Raw genomic sequence first — 22,533 nt, forward strand, 5'->3', positions numbered from 1 at the left:
TCTGTGGCCGAGTGGTAGGCCTAACTCCGCAAGAGTTAGTAGGTTGGTTCGAATCCAACCGGAACCTCAAAATAGTTCACGGTGAGTGGTGAGTGGTAAACTGTGCATCGTGCATCAAAAAACAAGGTTCTGTGGCCGAGTGGTAGGCCTAACTCCGCAAGAGTTAGTAGGTTGGTTCGAATCCAACCGGAACCTCAAAATAGTTAACGGTTAACAGTTCGGTAGAGAGCAGAAAGCTGTACACTGTACACACAATCATCTTTATTTTTTACACCCATCTTGTCTTTTGCTGCGATGATTCAATACTGTCATTTTTTTTAATTGAATGCAGCAAAGATGGAGATGGCGATCATTTAAAACGGGAATACCATGAAAATACACAAAGAAGGAAGAGGATCCATTGCAATAGCGAGTATCGTTTTACTCCTAGTTAACGGAGGATCATATTATTTAATTAGCGAAAAATTAGCGCTTGTAAAAGCATTAATTTTGTTGGTAACCCTAGGGATTTGGGGGTTAGTGATTTTCTTTTTTCGCATTCCTTCACGGGTGATGACGCAGGATGATACGTGTATTACTGCTCCATGTGATGGAACAGTGGTCGTGATTGAGGAGGTCGAACCCGATGAATATTTCACGGAAAAACGCTTACAAGTTTCCGTATTTATGAGTGTATTCAATGTACATGTCAACTTGAATCCCATCAAAGGGGAGGTGGTGTACAGTCAGTACCACAAGGGGAAGCATTTAGTAGCTTGGCATCCAAAGTCCTCTACAGAAAATGAGAGACACAGTGTGGTTTATAGACATAAAAATGGGGAAGAAGTACTAGCGAAACAAATAGCGGGAGCCTTGGCCAATCGCATTGTCAATTATTTGGAGTGTGGAACAGTGGTCGAACAGACGGATCAAATGGGATTCATCAAGTTTGGTTCACGTGTAGATTTAGTATTACCCATCAGCTGTAAGGTTCAGGTACAGCTGGGGGATAAAGTACAAGGAGGCGTCACTACATTGGCGAAATGGCAGGGATAAAATAAGAACAATGACTACAGTGATGACTACAGTGCCTCGAGACATTCTCCAATAATACGTATTCCTTTTTCCAAGTCAGCTAGAGAAAGGGTACCAAAACTCAAACGCAAGCCATCGGAGGAAGTCGGAGCCATGTAATAGTCATTGGGATTAACCAATTGGACGCCTCTTTCTAATAAGCGGGGAATGAATACAGAATAGTCAATACTTTGTTTGGGCTTGATCCAAAAGGCCAAGCCACCATCGGGAATAGTATACGTAACCTGATCTCCTAAATAGTGTTGGATATACTCAAGCATTACCTCCCTTTTCTCTTTGTATAAACTTGTCGCTTTTTTAATATGTTTTCTTAGCATGCCGTCTTCGATTAATTGAAGTACGGCTTGCTCCATGATACGGTCGCCTTGAATATCAATGATCTTTCTCAGCTGGGAAATCTCTTCAATTAAGGAAGGGTGACTGGTCACTAAAAAACCAATACGCAGCGCTGGAGCAACAACCTTGCTTAGCGTGCCAATGTACACATAGTGCTGTAATTCGATATAGCTACACAACGGTAAAACGGGGCGGTAGCTATAGTGAAATTCATTGTCATAATCATCCTCAATAACTGTCAAATTATACTGGTTTGCCAGTTGAATAATTTCCAATCGACGTTGTAAGCTCAGCGTAACAGTTGTCGGAAATTGATGGTGTGGCGTGAGGTATACTGCTTTGATATTGGGATTCTTTTCCAACTGTTGGCGCATGGCAGTTGTGGAAATTCCCTCCGCATCCACTTCAATGGGCACTAAGGTTGCACCAGCGCGTTCAAAGGCTTGCCAAGCCGATTGGTACCCTGGGTTCTCTACCATAATAGCCTCTCCTTTTTTAAGCAAACACTGGGCAATTAAATAAATAGCCATCTGTCCACCACGAGTTACACAAACGTGGTCTTCTTTTACATGCATTCCCCTTTGATGGTTGAGCATATGTGCAATATGTTGAATAAAACGAGGATCCCCTAAGGCATTGCCATAGCCCATCATTTGCCATTTGGCATTTCGATTGAAAATCTGTCGATACGCTCGTGCTAATTCTTTTACAGGAACAATCTTACTATCTGGATAGCCATTGTCAAAAATGAGTGGCGCAGGATGTTGAAAGATAGGATCCACAGGTAAGGTAGTCTCAGCTTTTGCTCTAAGTGGTCTCGATTGCGGAATGGTTTGTGCAATGTAGATCCCTTTGCGCTCCATTGAAATTAACCATTCTTCATCCAAGAGTACACTCAAGGCTTTTACAATGGTATTGCGGTTAACAGCAAGCATCGTGGCTAAAGTTCGCGTACTTGGTAAAATATCTCCTTTGAGCAGTCTACCTTGTTGAATAGCCTCAATAATAGCATCCGCAATTTGCAAATATATCGGTTTTTCAGCCGCCTGATCCAATCGAATTTCTAATTTCCAAAGCCTTTTCATGTGGACTAGTTAAGTTGTTAGTATATGTGTTGTGTAATAGACCAAATATACGCAATAATATTGTAGTTTGCGGTTTGTAGTTTGTGCGGTTTGTAGTTTGCGCGGTTTGTTCTTTGCGCGGTTTGTTCTTTGTTTTTCGCGCGGTGTATCTCACCTAGTTTATATTGGTTTTGGTATTCGATGAACCTACACTTCGTTACGGTTTGTTTGATTTTCTTTTCATAAGAGAATCTACTTTTTCAACTAGATGTAATGAACCAAAAGCTGAAAGCCGAAAAACAGTTTTTTTGTTCGTTGCTCTTTGTTATTTGTGATATTTATTCTTATTTAGAAGATTTTCACCACTCACCACTCACCACTCACCACTTACCACTCACCAGTGTATCGTGAATCTGTTGAGAGAGCAGATGCGCTTCTTGTTCAGCGGATTGAAGGATGAGATTTTCACTTAGAATATAGGTTTGTATTTGGTGAAATCCCAGTTCGTGCATTAACTGTCGGAGCACGTCCATTTTCAGGAGATTCTTTCCACTTACATTGACACTTCGAAGTAGGGTAATATAGGTTGTCATTCGCAGTTTATTCTAAAATGAATGGCTAAGATACATATTTGCCTGTTTTTATGAAAAATTGTGGGTTTACTTGGGATGTTATTTTATAGCTTTTTAAAGCTAGTGTAGGGAAGAATTCTACCTATTTGGAATTTTTATTTCTATTAGTTTAGTATCATGTAGTATTGTGTATTTATAGTAAACTTTGTTAAAAAACAGAATTTAACTTTAGTTTTTTATTTAATTCGTGTAAAAAATATTGATTTTTATATGAAGAATAAAATAATGATCTTGTTTCTTTTGTTCTTGAAATTGAATGGAAGCGCCCAGAAGGGAATATTCAGAAGAGGGACGATTAGCCCCAGGCAATATACTGAAAACATAGTTTTTAAAATTGTCAATCACTTGATCTATGTTACAGTTGAAATCAAAGGAAAAAATTATGTTTTTTTAGTCGATACAGGAGCTCCCTCAACAATTCGGAAAAGTTTGGATGCGGACTTTATTTTTCTAACGAAAGAGCCGATTATGGATGCCATGAGAAATGTACAAGAAGTTGAATATGGTATAGTACCCCAAGTTAAGATGAGCTCGATTACTTTTGAAAATTTTACCTTTATGCGCGAAGATTTTACGCTATTTGATGAACTAGGGATTGATGGTATTATTGGGGCGAATATTACGAGTAAAAGTGCTTGGGATTTTGATCTCTTACACCATCGCATTACCATTTCGAGCGGGTTGAGTCCGACGCTTTTAAAAACGCGTCATTTTTCCTCTTTAAAAATAAAAAAAACACCAACAGGAACGCCGACTATCGCTTTGACTTATTTTGATAAAATCAAAGAAGAAGGCATTTATTTTGACACAGGCTATACGGGATTGTTTTATTTGAATTCCGACTTATTTTAGGAAGTTAAGCCCTATGTGGCGGGTTATATTACAGGAGAAGGAGAAATTAGCAGAAGTGCTTTTGGCGTTAGTGCAGGAGAAACACTGGCTTTTCCATTAGCCATGAGAATGGGAAAGGAGGAGATTCCTACTTTTTTAGCCCATGTAGAAGAAGACGATGAAAGCAATATTGGGGTCAAATGGTTGTCTTACTATCGGGTGATTATTTATGAAGACCGATTCTATTTTTCAAAATACAGACAAAAAGATTTTGACAATCAGGTTGTGATGAAAGGAATGAGAGCCGATATTGAGAATGATGAGCTGGTGGTTACTTTTGTATGGCATAACTCACAAGCCCATAGAAAAGGGGTTCAAGTTGGGGATAAAATAGGGGCTGTTAATGGGCAGGTGGTGGCGAATTTACCTTTTTTGGAGCAAGTAAAATTAAAAGAAGCAATTAATACAGCGTCTAAGATTCGCGTAGCTATTCACCGATTGGGCAATGATATTGAGTTGACCGATGAGGTATTACTGACATTTTAGTAGGAGTAGCGATGAAAAATTGGGATAATAGCGTGTATCAAAGGTAGCTATTCATCAACAAAATAGTACCAGTGGTCAAAAGAATACGGTTCTCACGCTGGCTTTTTCCTTGTTTTGCACCAAAATAACAAATATGAAAGCAGGTGCATTTTTAATTTATTGTATGTTGATTTTGAGCGGGGTATCGCTACACGCACAGGATCATTTACGAGGGGAGTTTAAGGTAGATTACGTTCCTTTTTCCAACTATGTTAGACCCATAGACAGTGTGAAAACTCCCGCAAAAACGGATTTTAGACGCGTAGAGTTAAATATTGAAATTCCACTATCTACGCGTGTGGATCACAGGGGAAAACCGCGTACGTGGTCTGTAGTTGCACAAGGTGCCTATGCCAAAATGCAACACAAATTATACGAGGAAGACTTGTTTCCTACAGAGTTGCTCAATGCACAGGTCGGAATCAAACACTTCCGTTCGATTAGCGATTCCTGGTCCTTATTAATGATGGGAAGCGTAGGAATTTATACCGATCGCAAAGAAATTAGCTCAGAGGCAATTTTAGGTCAAGGCGGGGTGTTTTTTATCAAGCATTTCAACGATAAAGTCGCTTTGGGGGTAGGGCCTGTGTTAACCAATAGTTTTGGGGTGCCCATGGTACTTCCTGGAATCTATTTTAGCTGGGAAACACAGGGTGATTTCTTCGTTCGCGTGGCTTTCCCTCAAGGTGCTGAATTGGGCTACAAAGTAAGTGAAATCGTCGATCTCAAATTAGCTGTCGATTTACAAGGGATGACCGCAGTGATCAAAAAAGACGACAAAGATATGTTGTTGGGGTTCCAACAGATTGTCGCAGGACTCCGACCTGAGTTTAAATTCAGTGATAATCTGACGTTGTCACTTACCGCTGGTAGCTCTTTGGTACGCTCGTTTTCATACAATGAACGAAAAATAAAGAATATATTCAAAGAGAAGAAAGAAGCTGATCCTCGATTTACAACCACTTTTTACGGTGCTGTAAAATTGAGATGGAGCTTGTAAGTTGGTGTAAAACAATAAGGTAAAAACAAATTGCAGCAAGGGGACTCTTGTAAAGTAAATGCTTTGCTTACTTTACAAGAGCCCCCATCGCGTTTTATTTACTCAGTAAATTTTTGTATATAATGTCGTTGAGTAAAGCTTCTTTGCGCAGTCGGGCTAAGGGCAATTGGGTGTTGTTAATCAACACTCGATTCCCCGAAATAGAACAAATGTGATTGACGTTAATCAAATAGGATTTGTGTATGCGAAAGAAGTGTTCTTTAGGGAGTAATTCTTCCAAAGCAACCATCGTTTGATGAATGATATAGGTCTTCTGATGGGTGTGTATCTTGACGTAATTCTGCATGGCTTCGATGTAAAAAATATCCTGCCATTGAATTTTTACAAAACTGTCTTCGTGTTTCATAAACATCGAACTGTCGGTGAGTCCAACCTCTTCTTTTTGTTGGTTTTTAAGCTCATAGAGCTCTTTGGCTTTTAAGGCAGCTTGATAAAAACGCTTAAAAGCAATGGGTTTTAGCAAGTAATCAACAATTTGCAAACGATATCCCTCTAGCGCGTGTTCGGAATAAGCCGTCGTAAAGATTACAAGGGGAGGTTGGCTGATAGACTCTAAAAAATCAATGCCCGATAAATACGGCATATTGATATCGAGGAAGAGTAAATCGTACTTTTCTTTGCTCATTAATTCTTGTGCTTCTAAGGCGGATCCACAAGAGGCAGTTGCAGCTAAAAAATCAACTTTAGCAATATAATCGACAATGGATCGTCTGGCTAAAGGCTCATCGTCAATGACTAAACAGTTGAGCAAAAGGGGGTTTTTAGGTGTTAGCATTTGAATCGTTTAAATTAATCTGAAGGGAAACCGTATAGTTGTTTTCGCCTAGTGTAATGGTCAACCGGTGTTGATCGGGATATTGAATCTTTAAGCGTTCGGTTATATTGGCAATTCCAATTCCTCCTTGTTGTTTTTCTCGTTTAAATCGATCGTTATACGAATTTTCAATATCTAAATGTAAGACATTTTGCTTTTCGATACACACAATGCGGACATATCCTTGTTGATGGGGAAGTCGCGATACGTGTTTAAAGGCATTTTCAATCAAGGGGACTAGAAGTAAGGGTACGATTTGCAGCTGTCGATTGTCAATCTCCCACGTACAATCCACTTCCAGTTCATCCTGCCAACGCACTTGTTCAATGGCAACTAAATCTTGTAAATAGCGCATTTCTTGATGGAGGAATACCTGTTTTTGGTTGCATTCATACAGCTGATAGCGCAAAATATCGGAGAACTTCAGCAAAACCGTAGACGCAAGCTCTACATTGTTTTGCATGAGGATGTGAATGTGATTGAGGATGTTGAACATCAAATGGGGATTGATTTGATCCTGAAGGAGCTTAATTTGTGCTTCCAAGTGTTCTTGTTTTAACTTGGCATTTACCTGCTCGATTTTGTAGTGTTCTTCATAGAAGCGTATCCCACAGGTTGTGGTGACAATCGCCATAGCTGAGGGAAAAGAACTAAATAAGCGATGGATATAATACTCTCTCCAAGTTGTTGCTTGCATTTCAGCTAACATGGCCGTATCGTTGATATAATAAGGAAAAAGCGTAAAACACAGTGACATTACAGCATTAAGGAGTAATATTCCTAGAAGGAAAAGCACAATAAAACGCTTCATTCTTCCTTCTTTTAAGGCTTTTGGTAGGGCGATATCACTGAGGTAATGGGAAATACTAATGAAACAAGTCATCAAGATCGTACATTGCAACAACCAGTAAAACGGACGGTTATTCGCGTGAATGTAGGGCCATACAGAAAAGGCTAGTATGGACCAAAAAAGAAAAAAGAAAAGTCGTTTGTGTTTGGTTATATTAATTGTTGGATGCATTCGTTTAGCTGTATTAAGACTACAAAGGTAAATAAATGACAATCATTTGATTCAGCAGCAAATGATTTGACCACTGGTGGGTATAAATTGACAAATGGTAGAGGTGAATAAAAAATTCGCCCCTACCATAGACTTAATTTAGAAACATTCCCTAGTGTATATTGACTAGAAGAACATATAGCCTAGACCTAGTTGCACATGATTTGATTTGGATTTACTATTTTTTGAAAGATTGTTGAGACTGCGCAAATATTTAAGCTCTACGACAAAATCGCCCAGGGTTACACCAGCGCCAAGTTGTGCTTTTACGTTGTTTTTGTTCAAGGTATAATCAAATTTCTCCAAGTTGTCAGTTAGACTTATTTTGTCGTCAATTACTTGAGAGTAAACCCCGCCGGCTAAAACGTGTACTTTTACTTTTTGAAAATCCAAAAGGGTGTACCCCAATGAAATAGGTAGATCAATACTCTTCCATTTTGCTTGATGGACAAGCGCATGGTCTACAGGCGATTTAGATTCACTATACAACAAGTCCGCCTGAATAAAAAGGCGATCAAAGTGGTATTGTGTGGTAATTCCCGCCGAAAAACCTTGTGCACTGGATTTGCTCAAGTCTTTTAAATTTTCCTCAATATTAGCGTGATTAGAGGAAACTTTAACCCCTAAGCGAAAGGGATTGGGTGCTTGTTGTGCTGCAGCGTCTAGACTGAATAACGACAGCGTACACACACACAAGCTAAAGATTGTTGCTTTCATATTTAAAATTTATATTGATGCAGCAAATAACCTTTAGTTTGTGTTGGTGACCAATATTCTTTGACCTATGGACGCCTGGTGTTGATTACAGACGCTAATTGATGGTCCAAGGGAAAGGAAAACATCTTGTTTGTTATTGAAAAATATTCATTTTTTCGTCGTAAATAGGGCTATCTAGATTTAAAAAGTGCAACACGCTGTGAAATACATGATGTTGAGAAAGTAGGGGAATGGGTTTTAATTTTTGATTGCCATCGCCCACCCAAACGATAAAGGGAATCTCATATTGCTCTTTGGGCGCTAGGCGCAAAGGCAATCCATGCATGTAGATCTTGTTCTCTCCAAGAGATTCTCCGTGATCAGATACAAAAAGCATGCTGCGTTTGTATGTAGGAAAAGCTTTTAGTTCTTCAATGACACGGTGTAGGAGATAGTCCGTATACACAAGGGTATTGTCATACGCATTGTGTAGCTCCTCTTGGGAGCAGTTGGCCAATTCAACACTGGTGCAAACGGGAGTAAATACTTCAAATTGGGGTGGGTATTTGGTATTATACGTCGGACCATGACTTGTACTGGTGTGTAAGACAATAAAAATGCGGTCTTTGGTACTGGCTAAAATGTCGTCTCTTAATCCTGTAAGCAGAATTTCATCATAGGCACAAGCGTCGCCTATGCATTTTTCTCTCAACGCTTCTTTGCTTTGGTAGTTGGCAATGTGAACAGGAGGTTCGCCCCAATTGGTCGTTTTCCAGATGACATCCACTTGATTGCGCGCTAAATAGTTGGGCAAGATTTCGTATAGTTCATCTGTATCTTTGTATTCTAAGATACTTTTTACCCCAGCCGTGGTATAGGTAGCAGATGAATTCGCTTTGAAGGCAAAGACGTTTTCCGTCTGCGAGAGTAAGGGATTTGTATTTTTCGTATAGCCATAAAGCGAAAAGTTTTGTTGGCGCGCAGATTCACCAATAACCAACACTACAATCGCCTTTTCGTTCTTATTTGGGGCGCTGTTCGGCTCGTTTTTGACTTGTGCATCGGGTAATAGAATTTCTTTCTTGTTCTTTTGTGCTTGGTGAACGTAAAACAAAGAAGTGTTGACTGTATAGGACCAAGGCATAGCCAAGCCTCCCAATTGCTTGGAGTTGTGGTCGATCCACAGGATATTTTTCGCATTGAGGAGCACGAGAACAAGCAGTATTCCCAAGGCTAGACCACTGTGTAAAAGAACGGTTTTTATCGCCTCTTTTTCAATCTTTAATCGAAAGAGTAAAACGCTAGGCGCAATTCCCAAAAATAGAATATAGAGGACGAGTTTAAAGGAGAAAAAACTACTGGATTCCTCAAAATTAGTGTTTAAAACATTGGCAATCATACTTTCATCCACTAGGACGTGATAGGTCTGAATAAAGTAAACCGAAATCGAATTGAGTATAAAAAAGAGCGACAGTACTACTTTGCCCAATCGACGTGAGAGCGATAACAGCAAGTAAAAAGCGAGAAAATTAGCGCTTAGCATCACGACAAACAAGCTCAGGAGGAGTACCAATCGATTGAGTATACTTGAGGTATTGTTTTGATTGGCGAAATCAAAAAAGGGAAGGTGAAACAACAGGGTGTTGAGTACACTCATCCCTAGGGCAATCTGACGGGTTGGACGTTTATTTTTGAACATAGACCTTTGCAATTTTATATGATGAATACCCCAAACTCAGCAGTGCACAGTAGTAAATAAATAGATTTTCATGGAGAATACGCACAATCAGTACGACACTACAAGATAAAAATAAAAGCAGAAAAATAGGGTAATATTTTTTTTGATGAATCCAGGGCCACAAGGCGTACTTTCGAGTAATACACACGCCTAATAGCCCTGAAATATACCCCAATACACAGCCGATAATTACATCTAAGGGATAATGTGCGCCTACAGCAACGCGCGTAAAGGCAAAGCACAACCCCAAAGCAGTCGCACAAATAAAATAGGGAATGTGATAGTTTTTATTCTTGGGTACCAAAGTAAAGAGCAATACTGTTAGGATGGTAAAAATGGTAATCGAATGGCCCGAAGGAAAACTAGTGGAACCCGCTATTTTTTCACCTATAATGGTAAATGTTGTATAATCATAGGCCCTGGCGGGTCTGGGAATGGAAAAGACTTCTTTTAAGGTCAGGGCAAAGACCATTGAAATTAAAGAACCCGTAAGCAATGATTCCCATATTTTTGGCGTATAACGAAGCAAAAACGTTAGAAACGATAGAAAAATCATTGCATCGCCAAGTTGTGTTAAATTAAAGAGCAACTGTGGATGTTGTTTCAAATAGGCATTAATAAAGTAAAACCACTCTTTCTGAATGTAAATATAGCCATTGACGGATAAGGCGTCTGAGATATATAGCAGAACAGCTATCAGCAACAGCAAGAGTAGGGGGACGATAAAAAAGAAATACCGCGGTCGGATGGTAGCGGTTGCAATGTACTTATTCATGTATGGAGGAACTAATCTGTTAGTTGTTTTTCAGCTTCTTCTAAGCGAGTAAGTGAGCGTACAATAGTAGCTTGTACCTGCACCATCGCTAAATAAGAATGACGAACGCATCTCTTTTTATGACGAAATCCAGTCGTCTAAAGCGAAAAGACTATTTGCTGTGTGTACACAATAGTTACGCCATTTTTGGAGGGAATAAAGGAGAATCCCTGAAACTACTTTGCATTGTATAGAACATAATAATAATCCCTTGTTTTGTGCAAATAAAAAAAGGAACCCTTTGAGAGGTTCCTTTTAAAATCACTGGAAATCAAAACTAACTAGTGTAAAATGAAGTGATTAAATAGTTGGATTCCAATGATCGTAATCAAACATAGTATATTTATTTTATTACTTTAATCGTGGGCTGTGGTTTGCCTAAGATTATCGGATCTTCTTCCTTGTTCTCCGCCTTTTTTTGTTTGCCTCCAAAGGTATAGGTAAGTCCTAATTTAAAGACACGCATATCATTCGTAAAGGTAAAGTTCGTCTGTTGATCTGGATGCTCTAAGATCGTTGTGCGAAAACCTCCCGTCTTAAATAAGTCGCTCACCGCTAAGGTTGCTGTAAAGGCCTCGTTGAAAAACTTCTTACTAATTCCTATATTGACCTCTCCCAAAGCGCGATACTTAAAGTTGGAATCAATACCGCCATTTTGATACCAAGCCGTTACTTCCAGGTTAAACTGATGGGGAAGTTTGACGTTGTTATAGGTAAATAGACCTAGGCTATTCTTGTTTTCCTTGATTATGGCATTGTCAAATCGCGTATTGTAAAAGTAAACCCCGTGGTAGTTTTCCCACCAGTTAATCCCTGGTATAGGCAAGGATAGAGAGGCTTGCCATTCACTGCGACTTTTTCCATTGACACTAGTAAAATACGACTGATCCATCCCCTCATTAAAATAGCTGTACAATATAGGGGCTGTAATGCGACTATACCCTAAGGTTAGGTCGATGAAGCCTAAAAATTGCTGAGAAACCTCGATATTATTGGAAAACTCTGGTTGTAAATTTGGATTTTCTATCGATCGTGTGGTGCTATTCATATAACGCACGGCAGGATTGAGCTTATCAAATTCGGGGCGCTCTATTCGCCTTGCATACGAGGTCATAATGGAATAGTTTTCATTTGCCGTATAGGTGACTTGAACCGTTGGAAATAACGAGAAATAGTCTTGTTTGACCAATCGCTTGTGTTGCAGCGTATCTCCTTGAATATGGGTGTATTCCCCGCGTACGCCTGCTTGGATAGACCACTTGTCTATATTGAAATTCATCGATCCATAAAAAGCGTGTATGCCCGTGCGGTATTCAAATTGACTTTTATGACTTGATTCACTGTCTCGCTTTGATCCATTAACGTTCGAAGGGTTTCATCTGTCTTCAACTGGGAATAATTGTTCTTTATTCCAAATTCTACTTTAGCATTGCTATCGTCATCTTCCCAAAGGGATTTCTGATAATCAGAGGTAAAGTTAAATGGTAAGTGGTGAGTGGTAAGTGGTGAGTGGTAAGTGGTGAGTGGTGAGTGGTGAGTGGTGAGTGATGAGTGGTAAGTGGTGAGTGGTAAGTGGGGAAGGTTATGGGGCGAATTTTTCTAAATAAGAACGATCTAACAAACCGCGCTACGAGCAACCGCACAAGGAACAAATCGATTCCTATTATCCGATTTGTTTCACCTTGAGGTAGGAAAGGTCGCATCCTAGACGTTCATCATGCTAAAAAGCACCTAGAAACGTGAGATGTTAGAGAATGCTTCGTACTACCTGTATTGTGCATCCATTGTGAGTCCATAGTGACTCTATTAAAACACGACTTTTTAATAGAGTCACTATGGACTCACAATGGACTCACTATGGATGCAACTCGAAGTAAACTAGTATCGTCCTACTATAGCTGTACAGGTATGGGTAGGGTTCTTGTAATAGGGTATAGTTTACTTTTTTAGGCCTTTTTTTGTGTTTGGATTGAGGTTGTTCTTGCATGCCAAGGAGAACATCCTTTCCATTGCACAGGAGGTTGGTTGACTTACATCACCCATTTTTCTACCAAGTGATACCAAAGGGCTTGATTGTCGTGTAGGCGAAATATTGCAGAGGCTTGGCGCGTATTTTGGATGCCATCAGTTACTTGAATTTCGGTATAGGTGAGGAGTATATGCTGTGTTGTAGCATTTCCTGTCAGGTTTTGCAAGGTCACTTTTCGCGTGGGAAATTGCCCATAGACGCCTTGTAACCATTGTGTCAGGGAGGGAAAGTCGATGGTATGCCCATCGCCGTTCATTAAAATAAATGCGGGATCAAAGCTCGCTAAGATTTTTTCATATAGGGCATTGGGATCCGATGCGGTTCCGTTGAACCAAATTTCAATGTCAATACAAAAGTCTTGTACTTGTTGTTTGCCCAATTCTAAGAAGTGTTGTGTTTTCATCGTAAACAGTTATTGTGATTTTATATTGGTATAATAAAAAGCAAGGCCAATGATTTGTACGCTGCCAATCGTAGCCAGTGCTGCTGCGAGTGCAAGGGGAAAACCATAGCTGTTGCCGAAGCTGAAAAATAAAGTACCGACGATGGCGCCACCCAATACGCTACCCACTTGGATAAGGGTACTGACCAGACCTGAAGCTTGTCCCGCTTGTTCTAAGGTAATGGGGCGTATACTTTCGCGCATCATCACAGGCATGATTAAACCATGTCCTAAACCAGCAAGGAGAAATAAGCCATGGGTCAACCAAAAGGGGTGAGCGATGAGGTAAAAGGTAACTCCCAAGGCTATAAACGAAATGATTAGTAAACCTAAGGCAATGGGAATCCAGAAACTGCTGCTTTTGTTCCCCTTAGTGAAGAGGAGGGGACCCACAAAGAACCCAAGTCCATAGGGCAGGATGGCTAATCCAGCAGCCATAACCTCCCAATGCAAATAGGCTTGTAAATAGTAGGGATAGCAAATAAATAGTCCAGCCGTAAAATTGTAAAATAGAATAATGGGTAAATTATAGCTAAATGACTTATTGTGAAGTAATTGAATGGGAATTAGTGCGGGTTTCTGGTGTTTTTCGCGGCGTATTTCCCATTGTATAAAGAGCCATAGAAAGAGTAAACTCACGCCAATTAAGGCAAATATCCACCACGGCCATTGAAAAGATCGACCGTAGATCAAGGGGGTAATAAAGAAAAGTAAAAAGCTGATAATCAAGAGAACACCTCCATAGTCTAAGGGTTGCGGTTGTTTGGTATCACGAGGCATGGTGGTGTAGATCCCATACAGACAAAGGGAAGCCTTAGATCTGCATTCATATTGATTTTTTTTATTTCTTTGCAAAGAAAACACGCTTAATACAAAATAAATTGTATTTAAAAAGGTTTTTGTGGTTTTGTACACATGCATTAAAATAGAATAGATCCCCTTTTGGTACAGCAAATGACCTGTGTAGATGAGGTGTTGACTCTTCACTCTAAGGCAGAGCTAACGCTTGTATTTGTACTGGAGGGAAATGGAATGACCCAATTTGACGCTCAAGTTTTTCCCTACCAACAGGGCAAGCTTTTTGTTATCCCTTTTAGTACGACTTATAGGTTTGAGAGCCAGCAGCGGAGTAGCTTCTTGGTTATTGAGTGTTCTCAGTCTTTCATTACGCAATTGCGCATGGATGCCGATCGAATAGAAACCTGTGATAACCTGCATAAGCTCACCTATATTACCCATCATTTTCACACCAAAGCAGGTTGTGTTTTTCGCCTCAAAGAAGATGGTGATTTTGCAACACAATTGCTGCTAGCCATAGAACGAGAGACCCAAAATGCAGATCAAGACTACTTGATCATTCGACAAAGCTTGGCTATATTACTGAATTTAGTGGCACGCAATCTCATTCAAAGTGATTTTGAACAAGTCAATGAAAACAAAAGAGAACAGGATGTGATGAAGCTGATTACCTATGTGCAAAAACACATTGGACAGCGCGAAAAACTTACCATTGCAGCCTTAGCAACTACCTTTGGTATGGCGAAGAGCTATTTGGGTGAATACTTTAAAAAACAAGTGGGGGTGTCCTTGCAGGAGTACATCTTGGAACACAAGCTGAAATTGGTAGAAATTCGATTGAAACACAGCCGAATGCGGATCAAAGAAATCGCTTTTGAGTTGGATTTTAACGACGAAAGCCACCTGTCAAAATTGTTTAAAAAGTACAAAAATACTACTCCTTCTCACTATAGAGCACAGTATAGCTTACCGAATAAAAAGCGGTGATGGTGCAACCATAATCAAATGGGTGGAAGCAGTAAAACAAAAGCTCCAGTACCGTTTTGCTATATTGGAGCTTTTGTTGTTTGGTTTTGTAGGAGTATTTACTTGGATGTTGTAAAGGCTTCCGTCGTCAGCTGATGCCCAAAATGATGCACAATAGTATCTAAAAAATACTGCTGTTGGGTGGCGTTAAAAGCTGCCGTTGCATCAGAGAGGACCCAAGTGTCATAGCCTTTCTCATGCGCATCTCGAAAGGTACTTTCTACACAGACCTGTGTGGCATAGCCGACCAAATAAAGGGTATCAATTTTGTTGTTTCTCAAGTAGGTATCGAGATTAGAGCCTGTAAAGGCACTCGCTCCTGTACGTCCACTGGCAATAAATTCGCCTGTAAGGGGTTGTACGGATTCATAAAACTCGGTACCAAAGGCGTTAACTTGAAAGGTAGCTGCTTTTGGAATTGCCTGACGCAATCCCCCAGTAGCGATTCCCAATTCTGGATAGCCTGGTTCAAAACACAAGCCAATGTGAATAACGGTTAGGTCGTTTTCTCGAGCATAGTGTAGCGCTTTTTCAATGTTGGTTATGGAGTTTTTTAATAGCGTTTGATCTTCCACTAGGGCTTTATTTAACTTGCCATTTGGATGCATCCATTCGTTTTGAGTTTCAATGAGCAGCAAGGCTGCTTTGCTTTTCGGTTGTGCTTGTGTGGTGTTCATAAGGAGTAAGGATAGTAAAATAAATACATGGTTTCGCATTAGAATTCTAGGTTTAAAGGGTTAATACTATGGTCTTTTGAAATCTTTGCCACGGCTTTCCACGTCGTGTCAAATTTGATATAGGACAAATAATCCGTAATAACGAGTGATTTCCCTCTATAATATTGCGTTTTGACAACAGCAATGGTATCAGTCATATCCAAGATTTCTATTTCATAGGTTAGATTTCGCACGCCAGACGCCATTTGAACTGGATCATTCTTGTACGCTTGTACAATCCCTATCCATTGATCGCGAGAGAGTTTGATTAATTCTTGCGTCCCAGTGGGAATTAAAATGGCGAAATCCGAATGAAACCCCTCATACATCGCCTCATAGTTTAGGGCATTTAAAGCGCCTTGAGCAAAACTGACTTCGATTTGCTGGAGCAATGCTCTTTTTGCTTCTGCTGTAGGTGTGGATTGTGCTTGCATAGAACTAAAATTTAAAAGTAGAAGCGAAAAGTACGCGACACAGATTGTTTGTTTCATACATAAATTGTTTTTAATTGACTTAGATTGTAAATAACTTACAATTGCAAATGAACGCTATATATTTTATATTTACAACATTAATTGTAACTTATTTACAAAATGAGCACAGGAGAAGAAAATAAGGATTTGTCTTTTGACTTTGATTTTTTAGATAAATTGGTTGTTGGCATTGGTGAGGTGGCCCAAATTACGGGTATTCCCACGCGTCAAATTCGCTATTGGGAAGAGAAGGGAATTATCACAAGTTTGACAGAGGAAGAGGGAAAAAACCGACGCTATAACTATGAGAACATCAAAAAAATGTTATTAATCAAAGAATTAATGGAAGAAGGGTATACCTTAGATGCTTCTGCTGAAAAGGTGAAGAAACGCATGGAAATGATCGAAGAGACCTTGCATAAATTAACCCAAAAATAAGTGGAAATTAGATGAAATACGCGGGATTTGGTTTTGTTGTATTGTTGGTCCTCGTTGTTTTTATAGGCACGAGAACTACGGGCTTGATGAGTGGATTAACCCCTGGGTTGACGACGGAGCAGACAAAAGAATGGCGTAGGACTTCTGCTGTTTGGGATACGGTTGATTCACTACAACAATCAGACCTACGAACACCGTTGTTTGATGAATATTTAAGGGGGAAGTTTGATCAATGTACCCCTTGATCTTCAGTTGTTTACTCTACGATCGTTTCTCTTTATTAAACGAGCGTAAAAAAAGGTTTTTTTTCTTTTTTGTCATTTGACAATTGCCTCCCAACATCGACAACTTACTTTTGTTGTTTAATTTTTTAAACATTAAACGATATGAGTATGGATATTTTAGTAGGACTCCAATGGGGGGATGAAGGGAAAGGGAAGTTTATAGATCACATTTGCAGTCAGTATGATGTAGTGGCTCGTTTTAATGGTGGGGCAAACGCAGGGCATAGTATTTACTATCAGCAGCAAAAAATAACCTTGAAATTATTGCCATCGGGCGTTTTTTATCCCAAGACTCTCAATGTTATTGGAACGGGTGTTGTGGTTAATCCCATTCAATTACAGGAAGAATTAGGCTTGTTGATGGCTATTGATCCAACGTTAGAAGTGTCTAAGCGCTTGTTGCTTTCCGCAAAGGCCCATTTGGTTCTACCAACACATAAGTATTTTGATATTGTATTCGAAGAAAATCCAGCCTATCGAACGATTGGAACAACAAAAAATGGAATTGCACCAGCTTATGCGAATAAGATATTGCGTCAGAATTTACGTCTAGGGGATGTGTATCGCCCCCAGTTTGAAAGTGAATTTCGCGCTATGGTGGAACGACAGTATAGCGAATTAGAGGCTTTCTCTTGTGTACTACCTCCTTATGCAGTATTGGTAGATGAATTCTTAGCTGCTGTCGAATTTCTAAAAACCCTGTCAATTGTCGATACGGAACTCTATGTTAACCAAGCGTTGAAAGAAGGAAAAAAAGTATTGGCTGAAGGAGCGCAAGCCACCATGTTAGATATTGATCATGGAACCTATCCCTATGTTACGTCTTCTAGTACCATTGCAGGAGGAGCTTGTACAGGATTGGGCGTATCCCCAACCAAGGTGGGCGAGATTTTTGGTGTAACGAAAGCTTATACTACACGGGTGGGAGAAGGGGTATTTCCTACGGAGATTTTTGGAGCAGAAGCAGAGGAACTTCGCCAAAAAGGAGGAGAGTTTGGCTCCAATACCAAACGACCTAGACGCGTAGGATGGTTGGATTTACCCGCTTTGAAATACGCTATTATGATGAATGGAGTGACCCAATTAATCCTAACGAAAGCCGATATTTTAAACGAGAGAGCGGAAGTACTACTTTGTACGCATTATGAGGTAGATGGAGCAATACACGCTTATTTTAGCACCAATTTAAAAGAGGAACACATCAACCCCCAATTTAAAGTAATGGAAGGATGGGATTTTGATTTTCAAAACGTCATAGCGAAAGAAGATTTGCCTCCTAGCTTTATTGCCTTTCTCCACTTTATTGAACAAGAGGTGGAAGTTCCTGTTACATTTTTGTCAACGGGACCTAAACGAGAAGAAATCATCGAATTACCCGTTTCAATATTGAATTAATTACGTAAATTTAGAGGATAGCATCACCTGCGATTCTATCCGTTAATACATGGAAGAACTACTGACCTATATCGAGAAATTTGCCAAGCTTACAGAGGAGGAATGCCTGATTATTCAACGGGTGTTTACCTTAACGGAGATAGCGAAAGGCGAGTATTTTACAGCGAGTGGAAAAATAAGTCACCAGCTTGCCTTTGTTGAATCAGGCGTATTTCGTTCGCTCTATTACAACAAAGCAGGGGATGATTTTACGCGCTACTTTATCTATGAGGGACGCTTTGTTGGTGATCTACACAATTTTTTAATTCAGGCTCCTGCCGATGATTATATTGAAGCTATTACAGCTGCTCGTATCTGGAGTATTGACTATAAGAATTTTCGCCTATTGGAAAAAGAAATCTCCGTGTGGCCACTCTTAATGACCAAATTATACGCTTTTGTTACCGAGAGTAAATTGAAAACAGCCAATATGATGCTCAACCTAGAAGCAAAAGATCGCTATTTGCTGTTTCTTAACCATTATCCTGGGTTGGTTAACCGGGTGCCCTTGAGTATGTTAGCATCCTATTTGGGGATAACATCTTCTTCTTTAAGTCGAATTCGCCGTGGGGTGTAATTATAAATGGATGAATTTGATGTTAAAGAAGCTTGAGAAGGTTTTCCCTTGATTTTGCATCGACTTTTTCAAGGAGTAGGGAATTTATACTTTTTTTTTAGTATTGCTTTATATATCATGTGGATATAATGGACTTTTTGTGCATTATATCCACATTTTTTTCTACATACTGTCATTTTTTGTATGTAAGTAAGTTGGAGCGTTATTTTTTTTATAAAAAAGGTGATCGAGGAGATAGCCTTGCTTTACCTTACTTTTTTTGTTTCATTTTGAGCTGTTTTTATTGGAATACCATAATAATAGTATGCTTTTTGTCCTTTATTAAGCAAGAAAGAGTTACGCTTAGCTAAAAAAGAGCAAAAAATAGTATCGCGATCCATTGTGACTCAAATACAGAAAATACTTACGAAATAACGAGTAAAACAAAACAGATAAGGTTTAGCCTTGTTTGTAGTAATACGAAGTTATGCTACAACTTTTGTAGTCTAACTAGAGAGATTAAGTATAACCAGTAAAATCAAAACCGATGAGAAATATATTTTGGATCCTCGTTATTCTTCTACTTCTGGGTTGGGGAGTTGGTTTTTTTGCCTTTGGGCAATTGATAGGGGAAGCTATCCATATTTTGTTAGTCGTGGCGTTGATTATGTTAGTCGTGCGTCTTGTTCAAGGAACAAAAAGCAAAGTATAAAAGGATAAAAATTGAATGCTCAACCAGAATAAGAGAATACAAGAAAAATAAAGTATAAGTAGTTGCTTTTCATGTTTTATATTAACTCATAAAAAGATCAGAGATGAAAAAAGATGAAATGTACAAGTACGGTAAAATTCTTTGTTGTGTTGCTGCAGGATTAGCAGTAGCAGCTGTAATCGTAAAGAAAACGATGGTAGACAAAGGGATGTGTATAGACGACTGTTCTTCTGAAGAAGAATAAGCGTTGAATAGAGAAGAGCGATGGGCTTGAGAAGTCTAGCGTTTTTCACAACGAATAAAAAAAGTATAACCATTAAAATTATAAGACTATGAATACGTTAGAATTAGAAGGAAAATGGAAAAGAATAAAAGGAGCTGTCAAACAAAAATACGGTACGTGGTTTGACGATGACAAGGTTTTTGCTGAGGGAAAATTTGATGAAATTGTAGGAAAGATGCAAGAGAAAAGTGGAAAAACCAAAGAAGAGATTGAAGATTTCATTCGAAATTGGAAAGAAGAATAAGAACATTCTGTTTTGATTCAATATACTAAACTTGAAAGAGAAGTACTAGACAAGTTAAAAAGGCCATAGGCTTCTCTTTTTTACTTAAACAGAGCAATCGTAGGTTAACCCATTTTGATATGGGGTAACAGACGATTCAAAAAAAGCTTTCGAAAAAGAAAAACAAAACCCTGTATACATAACATACAGGGTTTTGTTTTTATAGTAATACGAGTTAACTGACTATGGATGTCTTTCAACATGTGGGAAGGAGTTTAGTAAGGATAATCAATTAGTAAGGTAATGGTAGTACCTGTAGCAGAAGAGGAATGCAACTGCATTGTCGCTTCAATCTGTTCGGCTCGTTCAAACATATTCGATATCCCCATGCCCTTAGTTTCTTTTTTATCAAAACCAATTCCATTGTCTTGAATAGTGAATTTTATCTTGTGTTCCTGTAGAACAAAGTCAATCGTACAATGCGTAGCCTTGGAGTATTTGTTGACGTTTTGAATGGCTTCGCGTAAAATATAGTATATGTTTATTTTTGTATTTACAGGAAGTAATTCAAAGTTAATGAGGGGATCATAACTTACCGAAAACTTTGTATTCCAAGTATTTATTTGAAAGGAGACGAGATCAGAAACCAATTGTTCAAATTGATTTTCATTGAATAAAGGATGTTCTACTAATGCATGCGAGATATCGCGCGTACTGCTTTCTAAGTTTTGTAGCTCTTGGATTAAGAGCGCTTTGGTTTTTGTATCGGGTGTTTCTAACAGTTGCAAGTGAAAGCGAATACCAAAAATACTATTGACTACACCATCATGTAGGTTTTGGGCGATTCGATTGCGCTCCTTTTTTTTGATATCCAATGAAATTAGATTGCGCTCAATAATTAATTCATCAATACTTTCATTGGCTTTTCGTTGGGCTTTAATGAGTTGAAGTTCTTTGTTTTTAATTTTGAGTTGAAAGCGAAAGACACTGAGAAGCAGGACAAAAAGTGAACTGGCACCAAGGATGATAAGGGTCAACATCATTTCTCTAAGCTTGTCGTTTTCCGCTTCAATAATTTCAGTTTCATAAGCAATGCGCGAAAACGTATTACGCGTTTTATTTTCTTGATCGGTTAAGGCTTGTCGGAGTTGGATGAGTTCAACGACCTTACTTTTTTGCTGGTATTCTTCATGGGTCAACAAAAATTCTAGCGCTTCTATTTGTTGGGGGAGCACATTGTGCTTCGTTGCATTATCATAGGCTACGGCAGCCCATCGATTGGATTCTTGAGGATGATGCTCCAACTTATAGAGTTGGGCGAGATTCATTGCGGTATAATGCATGCGAAAAGCATGGCCCAAAATAGAATCGTCTCGAAAACTCTGACGCACTTCTAAGATGTATCTACTGTCAGCGGTTAACCGATAGTTACATTGTGCTAAAGTATTGCGCAGAAATGAGACCACCATGATGGGCGTCTCTTCATCTACGTACTTTTGTCCCTCTAATGCATAGGATTTGGCTTGAGAAAATTTATTTTGATTGTAACAAGCTTCTGCTAAATTGCCATATGCATTGCCAAGTGCCATTTTTACGCGTTTTGTATCGAGTACTTTGTTTTTATTGAGGTCGAGTAAGATTTGATCCACCGCTTTTTTGAAGTATACTTCTGCCTCTTTGTTGTTCTTGCGTTCCATTAAGCACAATCCCATCAATTGATTGGCCTCAAAATTTACTGGATTGCGTGGGTATTTGTTTAAAAGCAATAGCGCCTGAGCCACCTTCGATTCACTTTCCAGAAGTAAACCCATTTCAAAGAGCAAACGCGCTTGGTAAAACTTTGTTTCTCCTATTTTAATGGAATCGTGTAGTTCCTTGTAAATATTTTCCGTTTTGATGTAGTAGTAATAGGTGCTGTCTAATTGATAACCATCGTGGTAATACATTCCCATATTATTGTACGTATTAGCTAATAAGTACCAGTCGTTTTTGCTAGTAGCATAGTGAATACTCTTGTGTGCTAGTTTGTTGAAATTAACAGAGTCCATCGTCCAACGAAGTAGTTGTAAGGTACTATCAATGGTTTTTCGATTTGCCGCTGTATTGGATAAACGGAGTGCATAGGCTACTTGAGGGGCCAGTGTTTTTGCAAGGCTATCTTTATAGGCATTGTTGTAATATAGGGCATATAATTGATCAATATCGGTGGGCGTAGTTAGCTGCTGTTTTGTACAATGCGTTAAACTAAAAATAATAAAAAGGGGGAAGAGATAGATTAGCACATTGTTTTTCATAGTAAAAAAGAAAAAAGAGAAAGGTAAATGTAATTAAGTTTTGATGAATAATTAACTTAAATAGAAGAATTGTTGTTTTTATATTTGATATAATTCATGCAAGGAGTTGAATTTGTTAACT

At 39.0% G+C, this 22,533-nt stretch carries 25 protein-coding genes and 1 tRNA gene; 13 read left to right on the forward strand and 13 right to left on the reverse strand.

The genetic code is table 11. From position 1 onward, the window contains the following. The first annotated feature begins 125 nt into the window (after window positions 1-125). Window positions 126-195, forward strand: a tRNA-Cys gene (locus ACPDHL_RS09920). 174 nt (window positions 196-369) lie between these two features. Then, window positions 370-1,035 (forward strand): phosphatidylserine decarboxylase family protein, encoded by a 666-nt coding sequence (locus ACPDHL_RS09925; RefSeq protein WP_430532610.1) that lies wholly within the window; start codon window positions 370-372, stop codon window positions 1,033-1,035. Window positions 1,036-1,061: 26 nt separating this feature from the next. Here the strand turns inward: ACPDHL_RS09925 and ACPDHL_RS09930 are convergent, their stop codons facing one another. Then, window positions 1,062-2,495 carry a PLP-dependent aminotransferase family protein gene (locus ACPDHL_RS09930; RefSeq protein WP_430532611.1) on the reverse strand — a complete coding sequence of 478 codons (1,434 nt, stop codon included), beginning with the start codon at window positions 2,493-2,495 and terminating at the stop codon, window positions 1,062-1,064. A 359-nt stretch (window positions 2,496-2,854) separates the two neighbouring features. Next, window positions 2,855-3,067, reverse strand: a complete 213-nt coding sequence (locus ACPDHL_RS09935; RefSeq protein ID WP_430532612.1) for a DUF1697 domain-containing protein — start codon at window positions 3,065-3,067, stop codon at window positions 2,855-2,857. A 249-nt stretch (window positions 3,068-3,316) separates the two neighbouring features. On the opposite strand from ACPDHL_RS09935, the gene ACPDHL_RS09940 reads away from it, so the two are divergent. From ACPDHL_RS09940 to ACPDHL_RS09950, 3 genes are all read left to right on the forward strand, one after another. Next, on the forward strand, window positions 3,317-3,958 hold the full coding sequence (locus ACPDHL_RS09940) for an aspartyl protease family protein (RefSeq protein WP_430532613.1): 642 nt from the start codon (window positions 3,317-3,319) through the stop codon (window positions 3,956-3,958). A 15-nt stretch (window positions 3,959-3,973) separates the two neighbouring features. Beyond that, a complete protein-coding gene (locus ACPDHL_RS09945; protein ID WP_430532614.1) occupies window positions 3,974-4,483 on the forward strand; it encodes a PDZ domain-containing protein in 510 nt (169 codons plus the stop codon). 163 nt (window positions 4,484-4,646) lie between these two features. Continuing rightward, the gene (locus ACPDHL_RS09950; RefSeq protein ID WP_430532676.1) at window positions 4,647-5,522 is read left to right on the forward strand and encodes a DUF6268 family outer membrane beta-barrel protein; all 876 of its coding nucleotides are present in this window, start codon (window positions 4,647-4,649) and stop codon (window positions 5,520-5,522) included. A 94-nt stretch (window positions 5,523-5,616) separates the two neighbouring features. Here the strand turns inward: ACPDHL_RS09950 and ACPDHL_RS09955 are convergent, their stop codons facing one another. The 8 genes from ACPDHL_RS09955 to ACPDHL_RS09990 all read right to left on the reverse strand — a co-directional run bounded on the left by ACPDHL_RS09955 (window position 5,617) and on the right by ACPDHL_RS09990 (window position 14,030). Then, on the reverse strand, window positions 5,617-6,357 hold the full coding sequence (locus tag ACPDHL_RS09955) for a LytR/AlgR family response regulator transcription factor (protein WP_430532615.1): 741 nt from the start codon (window positions 6,355-6,357) through the stop codon (window positions 5,617-5,619). Further along, window positions 6,344-7,417, reverse strand: coding sequence for a sensor histidine kinase (locus ACPDHL_RS09960; protein ID WP_430532616.1), 1,074 nt, complete (start codon window positions 7,415-7,417; stop codon window positions 6,344-6,346). The genes ACPDHL_RS09955 and ACPDHL_RS09960 overlap by 14 nt, the downstream gene beginning before the upstream one ends. Before the next feature lie 165 nt (window positions 7,418-7,582). After that, on the reverse strand, window positions 7,583-8,173 hold the full coding sequence (locus ACPDHL_RS09965) for a porin family protein (protein ID WP_430532617.1): 591 nt from the start codon (window positions 8,171-8,173) through the stop codon (window positions 7,583-7,585). 133 nt (window positions 8,174-8,306) lie between these two features. Then, on the reverse strand, window positions 8,307-9,851 hold the full coding sequence (gene eptA, locus ACPDHL_RS09970) for a phosphoethanolamine--lipid A transferase EptA (RefSeq protein WP_430532618.1): 1,545 nt from the start codon (window positions 9,849-9,851) through the stop codon (window positions 8,307-8,309). Further along, a complete protein-coding gene (locus ACPDHL_RS09975; RefSeq protein WP_430532619.1) occupies window positions 9,838-10,665 on the reverse strand; it encodes a phosphatase PAP2 family protein in 828 nt (275 codons plus the stop codon). The genes eptA and ACPDHL_RS09975 overlap by 14 nt, the downstream gene beginning before the upstream one ends. A gap of 382 nt (window positions 10,666-11,047) precedes the next feature. Continuing rightward, a complete protein-coding gene (locus ACPDHL_RS09980) occupies window positions 11,048-12,004 on the reverse strand; it encodes an outer membrane beta-barrel family protein (RefSeq protein ID WP_430532677.1) in 957 nt (318 codons plus the stop codon). 730 nt (window positions 12,005-12,734) lie between these two features. Further along, window positions 12,735-13,136 (reverse strand): hypothetical protein, encoded by a 402-nt coding sequence (locus ACPDHL_RS09985; RefSeq protein WP_430532620.1) that lies wholly within the window; start codon window positions 13,134-13,136, stop codon window positions 12,735-12,737. A gap of 9 nt (window positions 13,137-13,145) precedes the next feature. After that, on the reverse strand, window positions 13,146-14,030 hold the full coding sequence (locus ACPDHL_RS09990) for an MFS transporter (RefSeq protein ID WP_430532621.1): 885 nt from the start codon (window positions 14,028-14,030) through the stop codon (window positions 13,146-13,148). Between the two features lie 87 nt (window positions 14,031-14,117). Between ACPDHL_RS09990 and ACPDHL_RS09995 the strand changes: the two genes are divergently transcribed. Continuing rightward, window positions 14,118-14,960, forward strand: coding sequence for a helix-turn-helix domain-containing protein (locus tag ACPDHL_RS09995; protein ID WP_430532622.1), 843 nt, complete (start codon window positions 14,118-14,120; stop codon window positions 14,958-14,960). A gap of 98 nt (window positions 14,961-15,058) precedes the next feature. Here the strand turns inward: ACPDHL_RS09995 and ACPDHL_RS10000 are convergent, their stop codons facing one another. After that, a complete protein-coding gene (locus ACPDHL_RS10000; protein ID WP_430532623.1) occupies window positions 15,059-15,676 on the reverse strand; it encodes a cysteine hydrolase in 618 nt (205 codons plus the stop codon). A 38-nt stretch (window positions 15,677-15,714) separates the two neighbouring features. Continuing rightward, window positions 15,715-16,149 carry a nuclear transport factor 2 family protein gene (locus ACPDHL_RS10005; RefSeq protein WP_430532624.1) on the reverse strand — a complete coding sequence of 145 codons (435 nt, stop codon included), beginning with the start codon at window positions 16,147-16,149 and terminating at the stop codon, window positions 15,715-15,717. A gap of 159 nt (window positions 16,150-16,308) precedes the next feature. Here ACPDHL_RS10005 and ACPDHL_RS10010 point away from each other — a divergent pair, with 159 nt between their 5' ends. The 7 genes from ACPDHL_RS10010 (at window position 16,309) to ACPDHL_RS10040 (ending at window position 20,139) form a co-directional block, all read left to right on the forward strand. Further along, window positions 16,309-16,626 carry a MerR family transcriptional regulator gene (locus ACPDHL_RS10010; RefSeq protein ID WP_430532625.1) on the forward strand — a complete coding sequence of 106 codons (318 nt, stop codon included), beginning with the start codon at window positions 16,309-16,311 and terminating at the stop codon, window positions 16,624-16,626. An 11-nt stretch (window positions 16,627-16,637) separates the two neighbouring features. After that, a complete protein-coding gene (locus ACPDHL_RS10015; RefSeq protein ID WP_430532626.1) occupies window positions 16,638-16,871 on the forward strand; it encodes a hypothetical protein in 234 nt (77 codons plus the stop codon). Window positions 16,872-17,018: 147 nt separating this feature from the next. Then, window positions 17,019-18,305, forward strand: coding sequence for an adenylosuccinate synthase (locus ACPDHL_RS10020; RefSeq protein WP_430532627.1), 1,287 nt, complete (start codon window positions 17,019-17,021; stop codon window positions 18,303-18,305). Between the two features lie 49 nt (window positions 18,306-18,354). Beyond that, complete coding sequence (locus ACPDHL_RS10025; protein WP_430532628.1) at window positions 18,355-18,921, forward strand: Crp/Fnr family transcriptional regulator; 567 nt, start codon at window positions 18,355-18,357, stop codon at window positions 18,919-18,921. 526 nt (window positions 18,922-19,447) lie between these two features. Further along, window positions 19,448-19,612, forward strand: a complete 165-nt coding sequence (locus ACPDHL_RS10030) for a lmo0937 family membrane protein (RefSeq protein ID WP_430532629.1) — start codon at window positions 19,448-19,450, stop codon at window positions 19,610-19,612. Between the two features lie 103 nt (window positions 19,613-19,715). After that, window positions 19,716-19,856: a hypothetical protein gene (locus ACPDHL_RS10035; RefSeq protein WP_430532630.1), complete on the forward strand. Its 141-nt coding sequence runs from the start codon at window positions 19,716-19,718 to the stop codon at window positions 19,854-19,856. An 88-nt stretch (window positions 19,857-19,944) separates the two neighbouring features. After that, a complete protein-coding gene (locus tag ACPDHL_RS10040; RefSeq protein ID WP_430532631.1) occupies window positions 19,945-20,139 on the forward strand; it encodes a CsbD family protein in 195 nt (64 codons plus the stop codon). Window positions 20,140-20,393: 254 nt separating this feature from the next. Here the strand turns inward: ACPDHL_RS10040 and ACPDHL_RS10045 are convergent, their stop codons facing one another. Next, a complete protein-coding gene (locus tag ACPDHL_RS10045) occupies window positions 20,394-22,412 on the reverse strand; it encodes an ATP-binding protein (RefSeq protein ID WP_430532632.1) in 2,019 nt (672 codons plus the stop codon). Window positions 22,413-22,533 lie beyond the last annotated feature (121 nt).

The organism is Myroides sp. C15-4, assembly GCF_050522745.1.
Lineage (GTDB): Bacteria > Bacteroidota > Bacteroidia > Flavobacteriales > Flavobacteriaceae > Flavobacterium.